The sequence below is a fragment of the uncultured Nitrospira sp. genome (genome assembly GCA_902500695.1).
Classification (GTDB): Bacteria; Nitrospirota; Nitrospiria; order Nitrospirales; family UBA8639; genus Nitrospira_E.
In genome coordinates, this window is the sequence record CABVRQ010000028.1 from 31,790 (window position 1) to 47,917 (window position 16,128).

The following is a 16,128-nucleotide window of genomic DNA, read 5'->3' on the forward strand; positions in this document are numbered from 1 at the left end:
CGGATTTGACAGTCATGAGATAGGATTCGACTGAACTGATTCGCACACGACACCCAGTAATCTCATTGATACGTAGCGACTCACGGGCATCGTGGATAGCAAACGGATTCCCTTCTACACAGGTCACCTGAGCACCCTGGCTCGCGAGGCTGAGACCTAAAGGGCCGGTTCCGGCATACAACTCCAAAATTCGTTGCCCTTTCAGGTTACCCAGCCATTCCCTAACCATCTTCCCCAACAATTGAAAGACGTCCCAGTTGGCCTGCATAAATGATCGATATCCCATTTTCAGGCGCAATCCTCCAAAGGCTTCCCAGACATGATCCGCTCCTCGCACAATCGGCTCATGCCTCACGCGGCGCCTCGAATCATGCTCTGGTGCATCCGCGCGCTCATAGATCCATCCCTTGATATTGGGGATCTCAGAGCAGGCATTCATCAGACACTCGACGTGCTCTTTGGTCACGGCTCGACCGCGGAATACCAACAGACCCCCCTCCTCCAGCTGAGACCATCGGACTTCCACACTCTCTAAATTCATCCCCCCAATGACCAAGGAGCGAAGGCTAGACCGGACAGCATCAATAACCGATTGCATGAGGTCATCAACCAAAAAACACGTGTCAACCGGTAGCAGTTGTTGAGTCCCTGATTCAAAAAATCCCAGGAATAATCCGTCAGATCCCTCCCCGATTCCCATGCGAAGGACTTGCCGATAACCATAGGGCCTCGGAGACGGGATCACTGGAGAAATCGGCACATCAGATATTTTGCCAATCCGACGAAGGGTATCTTCCAGAATCAATCGTTTTTGAGAAAGTTGTTCTTCGTATTGCACATGCTGAAGCTGGCATCCTCCACATCGTCCGACGACCGGACAGAGGGGAACAACCCGGCTCTCAGCCGGATCTTGGACTTGGAGAATTTTCCCCTGGCTCACGCCTTTACGCCGACTGAGAATCTCCACCTGAACGCGTTCTCCAGGAATGCCACCGGCACACAATACCACCTGGCCATTCAGTCGTCCGAGACTGAATCCGCCGGCCACCAATTTTTCAATGTGGAGGGGATGGGAAGATCCGGGAGACAACGTTTCAGATGAAAAGGAAGAAGAAGTCGTGCGACGCTTAATGTTCGGGCCGGAGTTCAACATGAAGGAGCTTAATCTTTCTGTGTAAATGGCTACGTTCGATTTTCAATTCATCAGCGGTTTTGGAAACATTCCAATTATTTTCTCTGAGTTTAAGAGAAATGACTTCACGCTCAAAGGCATTGCGGGCTTCCCGGAGTGAGTCATAATTGGCGCCCACGGCCAGGGAGGGCACCCCGCTTGGCGCCCGACCCTGAAGGAACATCTCAACATCGGCCGCATCAATGATGGTCTTCGGCACCATAATGAGTAATCGCTCAATCAAATTCCGGAGTTCCCGAATATTTCCCGGCCAATCATGCCGTTGCAACGCCTCCATGCCTTGCGGACTAAACTCTTTGGGTTTCATGCCCTGCTCTTCAGAATGCAGTCGCAAAAAATGCTGTGCAAGTTCAGGGATATCGTCACGGCGCTCCCTGAGAGTCGGGACCACAATCGGCAGAACATTTAACCGGTAATAGAGATCTTCACGGAAGGTCCCCTTCCCAATCTCTTCCGCCAAATCTTTATTGGAGGCGGCAATGACCCGGACCTGGACATTGATGAGTTTTGTTCCGCCAACCCGTGTAAACTGTTGCTCTTGAAGGGCACGCAACACTTTGGCTTGCGTGGCCAGACTCATGTCTCCAATTTCATCCAAAAACAGGGTTCCCCCATCCGCCAGCTCGAACTTGCCACGTTTCATGGAGCTGGCGCCGCTGAAGGCCCCTTTTTCATGACCGAATAATTCACTCTCGATCAATGTTTCAGGAATGGCTGCGCAATTAATTTCCACAAAGGAACGATTATGCCGTGGGCTCTGCAAATGAATCGCGCGGGCGACAAGTTCCTTCCCTGTCCCGTTTGCCCCGGCAATCAACACACGACTATTCGCTGGAGCCGCCATCGCAATCAGTTCCCGAAGCCGCTCCATAGCCGGAGAAGACCCCACCAGTTCGAATCGTCGCTCCACCTGAATCCTGAGATTCAGGTTTTCCTCTTCCAGCTTGCGTTGGTGCAAGGCATTACGCACCAATATGGTGACTTTTTCTAAGTCTAAGGGCTTTTCTAAATAATCATAGGCGCCCAATTTTGTGGATTTGACGGCCGTTTCAATGGATCCATGCCCGGACATCATCACGACTAAGATGTTGGGAAACTGGGTACGCAATCGCTTCAACGTCTCCAGCCCATCCATTTCAGGCATCCAGATATCCAGAATTACGAGGTCGGGAACCTCACTCCGGACAATCTTGAGAGCCTCCAAGCCGCTCTTCGCCACCAGGACTTGGTAGCCTTCATCCTCAAGAATGCTGCTTAAGGTATTGAGAATGGCTGGTTCGTCATCAATTAGACAAATGGTCTCGGCCACAATACGACCTCCATCGGGTGTGTAATGAGTGGTCCCTCACGTGTGTCTCGCAAGAAAACCCTTCCGGAGAAAAGACAGTCCAGCCACTGACGCTCTCCTCCCCTACAACGGCAATTCGAATGTAAATAACGCACCTTTTGGATGATGATTCTCCGCATGAATGGTACCATTGTGATCGGAGATTATACGATGCACAATCGCTAATCCCAACCCTGTTCCCGTTCTCTTTTTTGAAAAATACGGCACGAACAACATTTTGTGATCATCCGGTTGAATACCTATCCCTTCATCTGCCACTCTCACCACGGCCCGATGTCGCCGCCAATCGCACTCCGTCGTCACCCAAAGACGGCCGTGATCATTCATGGCCTGAATCGCGTTATCGAATAAATTAACCAGCACACGGTGCATCTGCTCCGGATCACAATTCAGGGACGGAAGGCCTTCATCTAATTCGACAATAAATTCAATATCCCGATGGGCCCCCGTATAGAGGGAGATCACTTTCTCAATAATGTCATGAAGGGAAGTCTTCCGCATCTGGGGAAGCGGCATTCTGGCATATTTCGAAAACTCATCGACCATCCCCTTTAACCGGGTGACTTCACTAATAATGACACCGGTAGCTTGATCGAAAATTTCATCAAACCCTGTCGACTTTTCTGCGTATTTTTTTCGCAATCGTTGGGCAGACAATTGAATCGGGGTTAACGGATTCTTAATTTCGTGAGCAATGCGTTGGGCCACTTCCTGCCAAGCCGCTGTTTTCTGCGCCTTAATGAATTCCGTCCGATCTTCAAAGACAAACACAAAGCCCAGGTCCAAACCGGCCTCGTTCTGCATTCTGGAAATATTGAGGCCTACGGTCAAGAGGCGGCCATTGGGTGTTTCCATCTGGCCATCCATGGACACACTTTCCGTCTGTTCCTGGAGCATCTGGTCATAGGCTTTCTGAAACAATTGCAGGTTGAAGGATTTGAACGCCTCATGGACGGGTCGTCCCCGCAAGTCGTCTCCCTTTACTCCCATAATCCGCTCGGCGGAGGGGTTCACGGTAGAAATCAGACCGGCCATATCGATCGATAACACTCCGGCGGCAATGGTTTCCACCACCGCTTCGGTGTAGGCCCGACGTTGATCAATCTCCACATTGGATCGTACGAGCGACATATTCACTTCTTCCAAACTGGATTTACTGGTACGCAGATCGGCTGTCATGCGATTAAACGACTGGACCAAGGTCCCGATTTCATCCGTCGCCTTGACGTCGATATGGACATCCAAATTACCTTTGGCGACCGCTTCGGTTCCTTCAGCCAATCGTTGAATGGGGACCGTAATTCCTCGGGCAACATAAAATCCAAACCAGGTGGCGCCAAAGAGAATAAGCACAGTCACCACGGCCACAAACAAATAGGCTCCACCCTTGATCGGATTTTTCATGGATATGATCTGCCGATATTCTTCGAATTGTTTGGCAATTCCATCCATTTTCACCACCAAAACTTCCGGCACATAGGACGACACCACCACGACGCCAAACACCCGGTCAGTTTGACCATTTCCTCGGATTGGTGCCGCTGCTCGAATAAGTTTCCCCACCGGAGCTTCCTGGGCCGAGGACATTGGCTGTCCCGTATCGAGTACATGAAGCACCAGTTGCCCCACAGGCAGGCTCAACACCGCATCAGACAACTTGGGATCCATCATGCGGGCCAAGGTTTCCATTTTTGGCGAAAAGACCTCCACGCCCGCTAAATGATATTCCTGTTGCATGCGCGCCATGATGGCTCGCAATAATTCCCGATGTTCCGGTTTTAAAATATCTTCCCGAAAAATTTCCTTGCTGATAGCGCGCGCCGTATCCGCCGTCAGGGACTCACGTTCCTCCTGATAGAGGTGCGCGACCTCTTCCGAATCCCGTAAGACGTGCATAATCTGATCATTAAACCACACGTCGATGACTTCACTGATGACCCCACTGGCCACCAAGGCCAGCAGCACGGTGGGAATCAGCGCAAAGCCGATAAAGGCGGAGACCAACTTTGACCGGAACCCCTTCCCCATCAGTTTGTGACGCTTTTCGAAGAAAGCCCGAATTAAATTTCGTGACAACAGGAGGGTGAGCGCCACCAAGCCCACGCTATCCAGGTACACCAAAAAAAGCACCAGGGCATAGCTGGGGCTCGGAAGAATCGAATCCGGTTGCAAGGGGCCTGATAAGCCATACCGCGCATAATAGAGGGTCAGGGCCAGACAGGGCAGCAACAAGACCAGCACAATCCAGACTGGCCGATAATGATGTCGCTTCTGTCTGGATGAAGAACTGTGAGAGGGAACACCCGTCTCGATGGACACAGACGGTGGCCCGGTTCGAGGAAACTTCCTGGATTCAGTGAGCGGTTCTGGGAGAAGGTTCACGGCATGTCAGTCGGAGAATAACACCAAAGGGCCAGGCAACTAAGATCATTATTGATCAAGAACGGGAACTTCGCAAGGCGCGACCACAGACCCATTATCGATCTGCCTGTCTGCCTAAAGCCGAAATGAGAAGCACGCGCCTGGAAGTTTATGGGAAGGAGAAGAGTTCGCCAGCAATTAGGGAGAAACCATACTGCCCTTACCTGACGTTAAACTGACATATTTCATCCGCAGGGTGTAGAGCATATCTCCTAAGACGGACGCTTCTTCAGGCGACAGATTCCCTTTGGTCTTCTCCTCCAGCAACGATAAGATATCCACAATTTCCTTGGCTTGTGGAAGATTCACGGGAGGTGGGGGCTGTTGAGGATCCAAAGTCTCTCCCATCAGCATGAGAGAAGAGGTTCCGAGAGAAAAGACAAATGATGAAAATGACAATGGAGGATGTGGGGCATGGGAGGATTCCGCCGAAGAAACGGGTTGCGCCGCTGAAGTCTTTGCCTCTGGGGGTGCGGAAGCCTCAGGCTCCGATCGCCCGCGTTTATCCCGAATAACAAACCCTTGTTCTTCCTCGCTCATCAAACACCTCCTCTAGTGGGAAAACAGTAGCACTAACCAATGGGCTCTATCAAGAATCAAGGACTTACACTGAGAAAGAAAACGGGTATAATGCCCTCGCGCCATACTCATATTTTTTGGCAGTTTCATGAATCAACCATCCTCAGAACCTTCTCCCTCCGCTCCTCCGACAAAATGTTTGTCAGATCTACTGGCAATCATGTCAAGATTGCGTGGACCGGACGGCTGCCCTTGGGACCGTGAACAAACCAGCCAATCCTTAAAACCCCATCTTCTTGAGGAAGTATATGAGGTCCTGGAGGCCATAGATACCGGGAAGCCTTCCTCCCTCAAGGAAGAATTAGGCGACCTCTTACTTCAGATTGTGTTTCATACACAAATTGCCTCAGAACAGAATCAATTTTCATTTGATGATGTGGCCAACGGTTTAGCCGATAAACTCGTTAGACGCCACCCCCACGTTTTCCAACAGACCACCGATCCTGCTTCTATCACAACAGCCCAAGATGTGAGCCGGCAATGGGATCAACTCAAGCAACAAGAACAAGCCACCCAACCGGGACCTCAGTCAGTTTTACAGGGGGTTCCAAAAATTGCTCCGGCGCTCCAGCGGGCCTTTCAAGTTCAAAAACGGGCATCTCGTGCAGGGTTTGATTGGGAAAGGATTGAGCCGGCTTTGGGAAAATTCCAAGAAGAATTGAATGAATTATATGCGGCCGTTGCGGAAAATATTCCACGGTCTCCGGAAGGGACTCTTCTGCCACCGAATCTGCCTGTTCAACACACCATCGAAGAAGAGTTAGGCGATGCGTTCTTTGCGTTAGTGAATGTCTCCCGGTTCCTTCGAGTCAATCCTGAAGAGGCATTACGCCGCGCCACCAATAAATTTATCTCCAGGTTTCATTTCGTTGAATCACAAGCTACGTTGAAAGGGAAGGATCTTCGCGACTATACACTTCCGCAGCTCGACAAATGGTGGGACGAGGCCAAACACCTGGAGCGTCACGTTCCACAGACTTCCGAAAGCATCAAAGGAGCGAAAACGTGAGCCAAGAGGATGAACCGACAGAGGGTCGACGAGTAGGCATCCACCCCCTTATCGTGGTGTTTGGTGTCATTTTTGGTTTATGGCTATTTGTCACGTTAATCATCCCTAAATCGAAAAATCTACCCAACCAGGGAACCCGGGCGACGCCTGATACTCCGGTAAGCCTCCACACCAGCGTATCGACTGATCTCATCCCCACATATGAGGCCACAGGAACCGTGGCAGACATGAAAGCCATCACGATTCTCGTTCCCTCGGCCACCACAGATAGTCAGGTCGTCGCGCTGTTACAATATTTCCAAAAAGCCCGTCGGGAAAAATCGCTAGATACCCTTTTGCCCCCCACCACACCCGGAGACAAACTCGGTGAATTCGCTATTGCCGATATCTATATTTTTTCGGATGTCCAATACGGCGTGACCGAATCAGCCAAGGCCTTAGGCCGAGGGGCTCATGCCCCTGGGGAGTTTTATCCCAGCTCCATTCCGTACGAAGTGGCTATGGAAAATGTCCGCGGACACTATGCTATTGATCTGTACAATAAAAACTTGCCAGAGCGTGCGTCCCTGGGATTCGGCGAGGACGACACCGGCGTCTATTCAAAACGCTATCAACGCGTCTTCTAACACAGTGAGGCGCGAGGAGACTGAAAGGTCTCTGCCCTCTTCAAGCTTCCCTGACCCTCAGAGACCGGTCTTATCCTGGATAATCTTCCGCAGGACAGCCTGTTCGGCCTTCATCCACTCATCAAGCAGCCGAAACAGAGAAATGGAGTCATCGGCAAAAGGCCCGATCATCACATCGCGTCGGTCAGCCAGCAGTCCATCCGCGTCAGCAATCTCAAGTTTTTTATCCGAAATTGCTCGCGAAAGGATTTGATTGATCCGAAGCTGTTGCCCAATCGATCCACCGGCGATGGCCAGGATCGAATTTTTCAAATAGTCCAGTTCCAGTTCAATCGAGACCTTCACTCTAACTCCCTGTGCGGTTCCCCAATCAGGTCGCTGAATGGAATAATCATACGAAAAGGCTGGCTCGCGTGGCTCCCGAAATGGACCTACCACGTTCAGGACAATTAAATCTGACGGCATAATTTGCATTCCCCAAACGATGAATAATTGGATCTATCCAACAGAAGGTGAAGACACCCGTGATTTGGACAATATTTGAATGAGGGATCCACTCGAATCCCCTTCCATGGGTCCCGTCCACCCTTGTAATCCATTTTTCAGGAAGTAGACATCGGGATAATTCTGCCGACTCAGAAAATCGCAGGCAAGCCGACTCCGATCACCACCCGCGCAATACACCAAGATCTTTTCCGATTCAGTCGGGACCTCTGTCTGATACCGCATTTCTAAATCCTCAACCGGAATGAGTTTGGCTCCCGGAATTCGCTGTTTAGCATATTCCGCATTGGTGCGGACATCCAACACAAAAACATTCGATGAAAGGGAAGGATGCATCAGCCATTGGGCTGCATCAGCGCCGGAAACCTCGTGATACAGTTGGCCATTTCTAATCAACGTATCAGAAACGCGTTCTCCTCGAGCCAACAGCGCCGTCTGGATGCGTAACGGTTCCACGGCAGATTCAATCTTTCCAGGAAGTGCGCCCACTTTCTGCTCAAGAGAATATTGCTCACGTTTCAGGCGTAATACCTCTTGATGAAGTCGCCGAACAGACCAGAGCGCCACACCTGCGGCACACAGTCCGACGATTCCCATAATGAATCCTAGGCTATCCATCTGACCAATTTGTTTCTTTTTCGAAAAGACTGAAATCCTCTCCATTCACGACACAACCATCCTTTGTCATTTGTGGTCACACCTGGCTACGAGGTTTCGTACCCTCCAGGGCGAATGTTTCCCAAATTTCTTTGGTGTAAAACATTCTCGCTGTAGGTGGATATGTCAAAAACAGAAAACCACTGTAGGAGAAAACCGACCAGTGGAATATTGATAACTGGTCGGGGCGAGAGGATTTGAACCTCCGACCCCCGCGTCCCGAACGCGGTGCGCTACCGGTCTGCGCTACGCCCCGATCACTACGAAACTACTGTCAGAAAGGGAGAGGCTCATACGGTAATCCATGGGCATCGGCAACGGCTTGGCATGTCACGCGACCATGAAACACACTCAATCCATTTCGCAAACCAGGATGGTTACGCAGGGAACCTTCCAACCCTTCTTCAACAAGGTGGACTATAAAAGGTAACGTGGCGTTGGTCAAGGCTAAAGTCGATGTATACGGCACAATCCCAGGAATATTTGCGACGGCATAGTGCACGACTCCATCGACAACATAAACCGGATCGCTATGCGTGGTCGGATGGGTCGTCTCCGCACACCCACCCTGATCAACCGAAACATCGATAAAAACTGATCCGGGTTTCATGTCAGAAATCATGGATCTCGTGATCACCCGAGGCGTTCGCGCCGCAGGAAGATACACGGCTCCAATGACAAGATCCGCGCGAGTGAGGAAATGGTGGATCATTGACTGGTTGGACGCAACCGTGACAAGACGACCAGGATAGCGATCATCCAGGATGCGTAACTGCCATAGATCCAGACTTAACACCGTAACTTTGGCTCCCATGCCTAATGCGATTTTCACGGCTGAGGCACCCACAACCCCGGATCCCAGAACGACGACCTCTCCTGGGGGAACTCCTGCCACTCCACCTAACATGACCCCGGAACCTCCACGTTGTTTTTCCAAAAAATGCGCCCCAATTTGGACGGACATTTGTCCTGCAATTTCACTCATGGGATACAAAAGCGGAAATTGTCCTTTTGCATCCTCAGTCGTTTCATAGGCGATGCCCGCGCACCCGATACCCAGCAGACCCTCTGTCAAGGCTTTGGAAGCCGCCAGATGCAAGTAGGTAAAAACAACATGATCTTTTCTTAGAAATGGCCATTCTTCGGACTGCGGCTCTTTCACTTTCACGATAAGTTGCGCATCTCCATAGGTGGCTTGTGCCGTTGGGGCCAGAACCGCACCAGCCTGCCGATAGAGGTCATCCCCGAACCCGCTCCCCTCCCCGGCTCCCTGTTGAATTATTACCCGATGCCCACGACCACACATTTCCTTCACACCATGAGGAGTCAGTGCGACACGAAATTCATGATCCTTGATTTCTTTTGGGACCCCAATCACCATAATCTTATCCCCTTTGCCTCTCTGCAAGCCTTGCTTTCGGCCTGCACCCTGGTGAATCAAACAGGTACATTTTGTTCAATGAATACGAGGGTTCTCTCGTCAATATGGCCCGGTGACCTGGACAGCTTCCTGAACCCTCAGGTAAGATCGGCTCTTTATTTTCCCATTTCCTTTTCGGTCATTTTGAGGAAAATTTAAAGATTATGAGTAAATTCACCCATCATATTTTCATGTGCGTCAATGAACGGCCAAAGGGAGATCCCCGAGGTTGTTGCGCAGCCTTGGGTTCTGTCGAATTACATGCGTTCTTCAAAAAAGAAGTCGAACGGTTAGGGTTAAAAGGCATTGTCCGGGCAAACAAAGCCGGGTGCCTGGACCAATGTGAGTATGGACCAAGCGTCGTCATCTATCCCGAAGGTGTCTGGTATTGGGTTGGCCAGGAAACTGATGTCACTGAAATCATGGAGCGGCATATCGGCAAAGGAGAAATCGTGGAACGGCTCCTGATGCCAGGGAAAAATGGTTCATTACCCACAATCAAATCCTAAGGTCTTGCCTTCTCACAAAGAAACCAATGGTCTCATAACCCTGGCGCCACAACCTGGCACACGGTCTCCATCTTATGAGCAATGAAGATAAATGGAAAGCCAACTTACGGAAAGTAGCCTTTTTAAAGTCCTTTCCCGGCTGGGTCTCCTCCTGGGAACAAGGGGTTGGAGCCACCATTAAACAGGTCCTCTCGATTCCCGGACATGTTCCACATACTGTCCTCCTATTATCTGAAGGCCGCTTTGTTGTCACACCACCCGTGCATGACGAACCGCAAATGGTCACAGCGGGACTCATGTCCGCTCGGCCACATCTGGAGTCCATTCATGCGGGCGCGTTTACAGAATATGACCACCTGACACGCCTGGATCAGGAATTGGGACGCATGGCCAGATTAGAAAATATTCTCAACGCGATTGATAACAATCTTGATCGAATTCCTGAGCTCAAAGCGCGCATTCAGGAATTAGTCAAACAATGGGAGATGGAGAATCATCAATCACAATGAACATGCTTGAAATGTTTTCCGGAGCCCTTTTTGAAGGAGTGAAGCCTATGATGGTGAGAAGAGACCACTTGGTCCGACATCCGGACCGTTGCACCCATAATGCGATCTGCATTCCAATATGTCCGACGGGAGCCTGGCTCTCGACTCCTCCCTACAAGTTCGATTCGTCACGATGCATGGAATCGTGCCGTCTCTGTCTGGATGCCTGTCCGACTCAGGCCATTTACGGAGTCTTTCTCAAGGGCGAAAAACTTCTCTCACCGAAACAAGAATAAATTAGATAATACGCTTCCTCCAATATCCCCAATAGGCCGTGCCCACAGTGCCACAGCCACCGGTGAGTCCCGTCGAGGCCACGATTTGATAGACATCACTCCGTGCAATTTTGATGGGTGAGTTCGGACTCAGCACAAGCGGTGACACCGACAATTGTTGCAAAGTACGGATCCCGATCAAAATCGGCCACATGCAGGCCAAACGCAGGCGAATCTCCATGCGAGGGATGGACATCGTATAGCGCCACCCTTGATCTAAATGATCTCGAGCCTCTTGAATCAATTTTCTGAAGAGGGGGCGAAACGCCTGAACAGAGGTTTCATCGAGAAGTTGCTGGGGAGTGAGAGATACCTGATCCAGCAACACCGTCGGGATATAACACCGCCCATCCCTCAAATCCCGTGGCAAATCCCGAAGAATATTCACCATCTGCAACCCCTTCCCATAGCGAATGCCTAAGGGAATCATGCAGGCCTGGTCCCACCCGCGAAATCCCGGCAGGTGACTGCACACCATTTTCGTCCAGAATTCTCCCACGCATCCCGCAACCGCATACGTGTAATATTCAAAATCGTGAATCGCCTGTAACGCTCGTACCGCCTGCCCATCATTTTTTTGGGGAAATTGGTGGAGGTCAAATTCCATTCCTCCAATCAGTACTGAAAGAACCTGCGCAACCTGAGACCGGTCGGTTGGACTGAATTTTTGGTAAATTCGGAAACACCCCTCTAATTCTTCCAATAAGCGACGCTCATCGGGATTGGATTGTTGGGTCATTACCTGCTCCTGGATTTTTTGGATCTGCGCCAAATCAGGGACTCTTCCCCACAACTGCCCCTTTAAAAGACGTAAACATTCCAGACGGACCCCATCCTCTAAGTCCCCCGTATCGGCAATTGTGTCCGCAGCCCTGGCCAGCAAATAGGCCAGACCGATTTGCGAACGAACGGCGCGAGGCAGAATGGCGAGGGTTAAATAGAATGAGCGGGACACCCGCTTGAGCACGTCACCAAGGAGGTGTTGATCCGATGGAGAAAGGCGCATAGGCTAGCGGACGATGAGACGGCCTTCCATCCCTTGCTCACGATGCGTGGGAAAGAATAGGAGCTGTTTATCGCAAAAAAATGGATAGATGCCAGGCTCGGTCAAGGTGAGGGTGACGGCTTTAGTATCGCCGCTGGAAATATCCGCGTCCACCAGGCGGATGCCGCTGGGGTCATCCAGTAAAAAATTGTGAGGAACCAAAAAGGACTGATTACTCAGAGTCAGTGTCACCGGTATACCCGCTTTCACCACAATTTCAGATGGCGTAAAGGCGTAACTTTCCATACTGATCATCACTTGTTGTCCAAAAGGTTCTTCCACCGAAGGCAAGGAGGACCCTGACGTTTGAGCATGAAGACTATCGGAAAAACTCCAATAGCTGATCACGACGACAAGACCCAATATCAATCGTGTATAATAAAAGTCAGAATGAATACCTGTGAAAAATAATCTCTTCATCTGGAAAGATATCATAACGGTTTCTCAGGCGAGGGTCACCTCTTTCCTACTCTTGACTCTCAGGAAAAAGGTGTTATCTTCCAACATGTTGAACCCTAACAGTCGTTTTTAAGAACAATCGTAAAGGGATCATCACATCATTCATGAAGTCGATTACATTAGCGTTTTTCCACCAGCAGATGTGGATCAATTAAGGGAGACTGTCTATGAAAAAACTTAAAGGAATTGGTTTATTACTGATTGCCAATATCCTCATCTTTATCACCCTCTCGATTTCATTTACCGTTTTATCTGAGATGATCCTGCCTGCCTTCGGGATTGATCTCCGTGGGTCATTCGCCCAACAGGACCTGTTGTGGGCCTTCGTCATCGGATTTGGTGGAGCCTTTATCAGTTTGGCCTTCTCCAAACAAATGGCCAGGGCCTTTATAGACTGCACTCAAATCACGGAACCACGAACCCAGGCGGAAAGACTCGTGTTTGACACCGTCCAAAAAATATCTGAAAAGCTGAGCATCTCGATGCCGGAAGTCTGGATCTATGAATCACCGGACCCCAATGCATTTGCCACCGGACCCACAAAAAACAACTCGATGGTGGCTGTCTCAACCGGTCTGCTCAACAATCTTAATGAAGGCGAAGTTCGAGCTGTCCTTGCTCATGAAATGGGTCATGTCTATAACGGGGATATGTTTACCACAACCGTGTTGGCAGGCCTGATGAATACATTTGTCTACTTTATTAGCCGATTTATTTATCGACAGGTGGCGGAACGGAATGAGGCTCTAGGATTTGGAGTGTATATCGTTTTGCAAATCGTTCTCTCCGTCTTAGCCATGATTCCGATTAGCTGGTGGTCCCGCCGTCGGGAATTCGCAGCCGACCGATTCGCAGCCAACACGGTAGGCAAAGAACATATGATTTCAGCTCTGGAGGGTATTGATCGTTGGGTCCAACGCACCCAGTTCGAATATAGCTCTCAAGATGCGCTGTCTACGATGAAAATATCCGGGAAATCGCACAGTTTTATGCAAATATTTGCCACTCACCCGCCGATTGAAGCGAGAGTGAATGCGTTACGGCAACTCTAATTCGTAAGACAGGCGTAATCGGAAAAAGGGACTTGGCCATGCCAAGTCCCTTTTTTATGGCCTTTATGTCAATCCAGTTGGTTGGAGAAAATTACCCAGGGCAGTAATTTAGGAGGCTCAATTTAGCGTCCTCGCACCGTATTCATGGCCAAAGACTACCGGAAACTCTTTCATCCCATGCAGGCCAAGAACAGGAAGGAGCGAGGCTGGGGGTTGAATGAGCGCGACAGGGATACCTAATTCCTGAAGATGATAGAGTCCATACGCACACAAGGTCAGCCCCAGCGGACCCATGGATTCCACATCAGAAAAATCAACGAGAACTTTTCGATTCTCCAAACTCATCGCTCGTTCTGCCGCCTTTTCAAACATTTCCCCAAGAGAGTGATCCGGCAAACCGAATATTCGAACAACAACCGCATCCGGTAAAATCTGAAGACCCCATTGCATTAGAAATTCCTCCTTCAGCCTGCAAGATATTTGTCGACTTACCTGCGCCGTTTATCCATACAGGATTGAGTGAACCCCCTGAGCCACCCCCCTACAATTCCCTTTTTGAACTAGTGCCGCAATTTTGAACCCTGGCACTTGTTGAGCACCACCAAATCACTGGCTGTTGGCCTGATCAGACCGCAACCCTGAGAGAATGGACAGGGATTGAAGGACAAGTAATGGTCGGAGTCTTGGAAAAAGGAAGCATAATGTAGGTTGGGAAAATCAGGCCAGGATGGCATTAAGACCATTGGATATCTCCATGAGAGTGGAAGGAGGGGGGATGCTTCCGGCACAAAAGAAAATTACCGCCATGATACCCGGGATTAATCTTGGACGGGGCCCTATAATTTCTTGGTCTAAAAAAACCGGAAGTGTCCAGAACGCTAAAACAAAAGAAAAGAAGAGAAATGATTGGTTGAATTGGAGCGGGCGAGGGGATTTGAACCCCCGACAACTTGCTTGGGAAGCAAGGACTCTACCACTGAGCTACGCCCGCTCACGAGATCAGGATTCGCATTCTAGGTGTGGGGTGAGGCTTAGTCAAGGTACAGGAACATTTGGATAGTGGCTGTGTTGCCTCTGTCGTCGAAGCCGGCCACTTCTGGATACGGCCGAAAAAATCTACTCAGAGCATTCAATGATCGCGAATTTTCGTTTACCAATTTTCATGGGATACGATCGGTTGGGCTCGAAGGTCATCATCCCGTTGGGGTCGGCAAGCTTTTCTCCGTCTACCTGAACGCCACCCTGAGAAACGAGCCGCCTGGCTTCAGATTTACTGGGCATTAAGCCGGTCCGCATCAAGACGTCAACGACAGGCATGGAATAATCTTGCGAGTTGTTAAAATCCGTGGGTGAGAGTTTCACATGAGCATCCGGCTCATCGGGAAAGTCCCGCTTCTGAAATCGCTGTTGAAAATCAGCCTTGGCCTCTTCCACGGCTTCGCTTCCATGATATTGACGAACGATCTGCTCGGCCAGGGCCATTTTGGCTTCCATCGGATGTTGACGCTTGACCTCATCCAAATTGCTCACTGTCAGAAGTTCGTAATAACGCAGCATCAGGGCATCGCTAATCGACATCAGCTTCCCAAACATGTCTGCCGGACGATCTTCCAACGCGATATAATTCCCGAAGCTCTTGCTCATTTTCCGGACCCCATCCGTGCCTTCTAACAAGGGCATCGTGAGCACGACCTGCGGTTTTTGTCCGTAATCCCTCTGCAAATCACGCCCGACGAGGAGGTTAAATTTCTGATCGGTTCCACCCAACTCCACATCGGCTTCCAACACCACCGAGTCGTACCCCTGCACCAAAGGATACAGAAATTCATGGACGCTAATATGTTTTTGATCCCGGTATCGCTTTGAGAAGTCGTCCCGTTCCAACATGCGCGCCACACTATAGTGCGAGCATAGTTCCACCATCTTGTCTACTCGCATGCCACTCATCCAGTGGCTATTAAATTCGATACGGGTTTTCTGAGGATCCAGCGTTTTGAAAATTTGTTGTTCATAGGTTTTCGCGTTGGCCAGCACTTGCTCTTTTGTCAATGCCACACGGGTTTCCGACACCCCCGTCGGATCGCCGATCATGCCCGTAAAATCCCCAATGAGAAAAATAACTTGATGGCCCAACTCCTGAAAGTGTTTGAGCTTTTGAATTAACACGGTATGACCCAGATGCAGGTCCGGCGCCGTAGGATCAAATCCGGCTTTAATCTTGAGAGGACGCTGTTCTTTCAGCGAGTCCGCTAATTTAGCCTTTAATTCGTCGAGCTGAATAACCTCCACGGTTCCCCGAAGAATCAGATCCAGTTGCCGGTTAATTTCTGAAGTTGTCATCTTGCCAGCCACGCTGTGTGAAAGTGAAAATTTAACTCCCGATCCCTATCGCCTTGGTTGAGGCTCGTACACCAACAAGGGGGCGCAGTAGCTCCAACCGTTTTTCTCCAATACCCGGCACCAGAGCCAGGTCTTCAATATGCC

General features: G+C 50.1%; 17 protein-coding genes and 2 tRNA genes. 6 read left to right on the plus strand and 13 right to left on the minus strand.

From position 1 onward, the window contains the following. From AAH187_RS09135 to AAH187_RS09150, 4 genes are all read right to left on the minus strand, one after another. A partial coding sequence (locus AAH187_RS09135) for a methyltransferase (protein WP_342348143.1) occupies window positions 1–1,153 on the minus strand: 1,153 nt, incomplete at its 3' end. Beyond that, on the minus strand, window positions 1,128–2,501 hold the full coding sequence (locus AAH187_RS09140; protein ID WP_342348144.1) for a sigma-54 dependent transcriptional regulator: 1,374 nt from the start codon (window positions 2,499–2,501) through the stop codon (window positions 1,128–1,130). The genes AAH187_RS09135 and AAH187_RS09140, both read right to left, overlap by 26 nt. A 102-nt stretch (window positions 2,502–2,603) precedes the next feature. Continuing rightward, window positions 2,604–4,922, minus strand: coding sequence for an ATP-binding protein (locus AAH187_RS09145; RefSeq protein WP_342348145.1), 2,319 nt, complete (start codon window positions 4,920–4,922; stop codon window positions 2,604–2,606). A gap of 177 nt (window positions 4,923–5,099) precedes the next feature. After that, a complete protein-coding gene (locus AAH187_RS09150) occupies window positions 5,100–5,501 on the minus strand; it encodes a DUF1844 domain-containing protein (RefSeq protein ID WP_342348146.1) in 402 nt (133 codons plus the stop codon). Between the two features lie 127 nt (window positions 5,502–5,628). On the opposite strand from AAH187_RS09150, the gene mazG reads away from it, so the two are divergent. Together mazG and AAH187_RS09160 are read left to right on the plus strand one after the other, a co-directional pair. Then, entirely contained in the window at window positions 5,629–6,549 is a 921-nt protein-coding gene (gene mazG / locus AAH187_RS09155; protein WP_342348147.1) for a nucleoside triphosphate pyrophosphohydrolase, read from the plus strand. Beyond that, entirely contained in the window at window positions 6,546–7,175 is a 630-nt protein-coding gene (locus AAH187_RS09160) for a hypothetical protein (RefSeq protein ID WP_342348148.1), read from the plus strand. Before mazG ends, AAH187_RS09160 begins: the two co-directional genes overlap by 4 nt. A 57-nt stretch (window positions 7,176–7,232) precedes the next feature. Here AAH187_RS09160 and AAH187_RS09165 read toward each other — a convergent pair whose 3' ends face one another. The 4 genes from AAH187_RS09165 to ald form a co-directional block, all read right to left on the minus strand. Further along, on the minus strand, window positions 7,233–7,640 hold the full coding sequence (locus tag AAH187_RS09165) for a hypothetical protein (RefSeq protein ID WP_342348149.1): 408 nt from the start codon (window positions 7,638–7,640) through the stop codon (window positions 7,233–7,235). A 33-nt stretch (window positions 7,641–7,673) separates the two neighbouring features. Further along, a complete protein-coding gene (locus tag AAH187_RS09170; protein WP_342348150.1) occupies window positions 7,674–8,342 on the minus strand; it encodes a rhodanese-like domain-containing protein in 669 nt (222 codons plus the stop codon). A 173-nt stretch (window positions 8,343–8,515) separates the two neighbouring features. Beyond that, window positions 8,516–8,592, minus strand: a tRNA-Pro gene (locus AAH187_RS09175). Between the two features lie 18 nt (window positions 8,593–8,610). Then, window positions 8,611–9,717 (minus strand): alanine dehydrogenase, encoded by a 1,107-nt coding sequence (gene ald / locus AAH187_RS09180; protein WP_342348151.1) that lies wholly within the window; start codon window positions 9,715–9,717, stop codon window positions 8,611–8,613. Between the two features lie 203 nt (window positions 9,718–9,920). On the opposite strand from ald, the gene AAH187_RS09185 reads away from it, so the two are divergent. The 3 genes from AAH187_RS09185 (at window position 9,921) to AAH187_RS09195 (ending at window position 11,049) form a co-directional block, all read left to right on the plus strand. Continuing rightward, window positions 9,921–10,265 carry a (2Fe-2S) ferredoxin domain-containing protein gene (locus tag AAH187_RS09185; protein ID WP_342348152.1) on the plus strand — a complete coding sequence of 115 codons (345 nt, stop codon included), beginning with the start codon at window positions 9,921–9,923 and terminating at the stop codon, window positions 10,263–10,265. Between the two features lie 74 nt (window positions 10,266–10,339). Then, a complete protein-coding gene (locus AAH187_RS09190) occupies window positions 10,340–10,774 on the plus strand; it encodes a hypothetical protein (protein WP_342348153.1) in 435 nt (144 codons plus the stop codon). Window positions 10,775–10,821: 47 nt separating this feature from the next. Then, the gene (locus tag AAH187_RS09195) at window positions 10,822–11,049 is read left to right on the plus strand and encodes a hypothetical protein (protein WP_342348154.1); all 228 of its coding nucleotides are present in this window, start codon (window positions 10,822–10,824) and stop codon (window positions 11,047–11,049) included. A gap of 1 nt (window position 11,050) precedes the next feature. Here the strand turns inward: AAH187_RS09195 and AAH187_RS09200 are convergent, their stop codons facing one another. Beyond that, a complete protein-coding gene (locus AAH187_RS09200) occupies window positions 11,051–12,094 on the minus strand; it encodes a phytoene/squalene synthase family protein (RefSeq protein WP_342348155.1) in 1,044 nt (347 codons plus the stop codon). 3 nt (window positions 12,095–12,097) lie between these two features. Then, on the minus strand, window positions 12,098–12,553 hold the full coding sequence (locus tag AAH187_RS09205) for a cupredoxin domain-containing protein (RefSeq protein WP_342348156.1): 456 nt from the start codon (window positions 12,551–12,553) through the stop codon (window positions 12,098–12,100). A 206-nt stretch (window positions 12,554–12,759) separates the two neighbouring features. On the opposite strand from AAH187_RS09205, the gene htpX reads away from it, so the two are divergent. After that, the gene (gene htpX / locus AAH187_RS09210; protein ID WP_342348157.1) at window positions 12,760–13,644 is read left to right on the plus strand and encodes a protease HtpX; all 885 of its coding nucleotides are present in this window, start codon (window positions 12,760–12,762) and stop codon (window positions 13,642–13,644) included. A gap of 117 nt (window positions 13,645–13,761) precedes the next feature. Here the strand turns inward: htpX and AAH187_RS09215 are convergent, their stop codons facing one another. The 3 genes from AAH187_RS09215 to tyrS form a co-directional block, all read right to left on the minus strand. Then, window positions 13,762–14,094 (minus strand): STAS domain-containing protein, encoded by a 333-nt coding sequence (locus AAH187_RS09215; RefSeq protein WP_342348158.1) that lies wholly within the window; start codon window positions 14,092–14,094, stop codon window positions 13,762–13,764. 466 nt (window positions 14,095–14,560) lie between these two features. Further along, window positions 14,561–14,635, minus strand: a tRNA-Gly gene (locus AAH187_RS09220). Window positions 14,636–14,760: 125 nt separating this feature from the next. Beyond that, window positions 14,761–15,984, minus strand: coding sequence for a tyrosine--tRNA ligase (tyrS, locus tag AAH187_RS09225; RefSeq protein WP_342348159.1), 1,224 nt, complete (start codon window positions 15,982–15,984; stop codon window positions 14,761–14,763). Window positions 15,985–16,128: the final 144 nt, after the last annotated feature.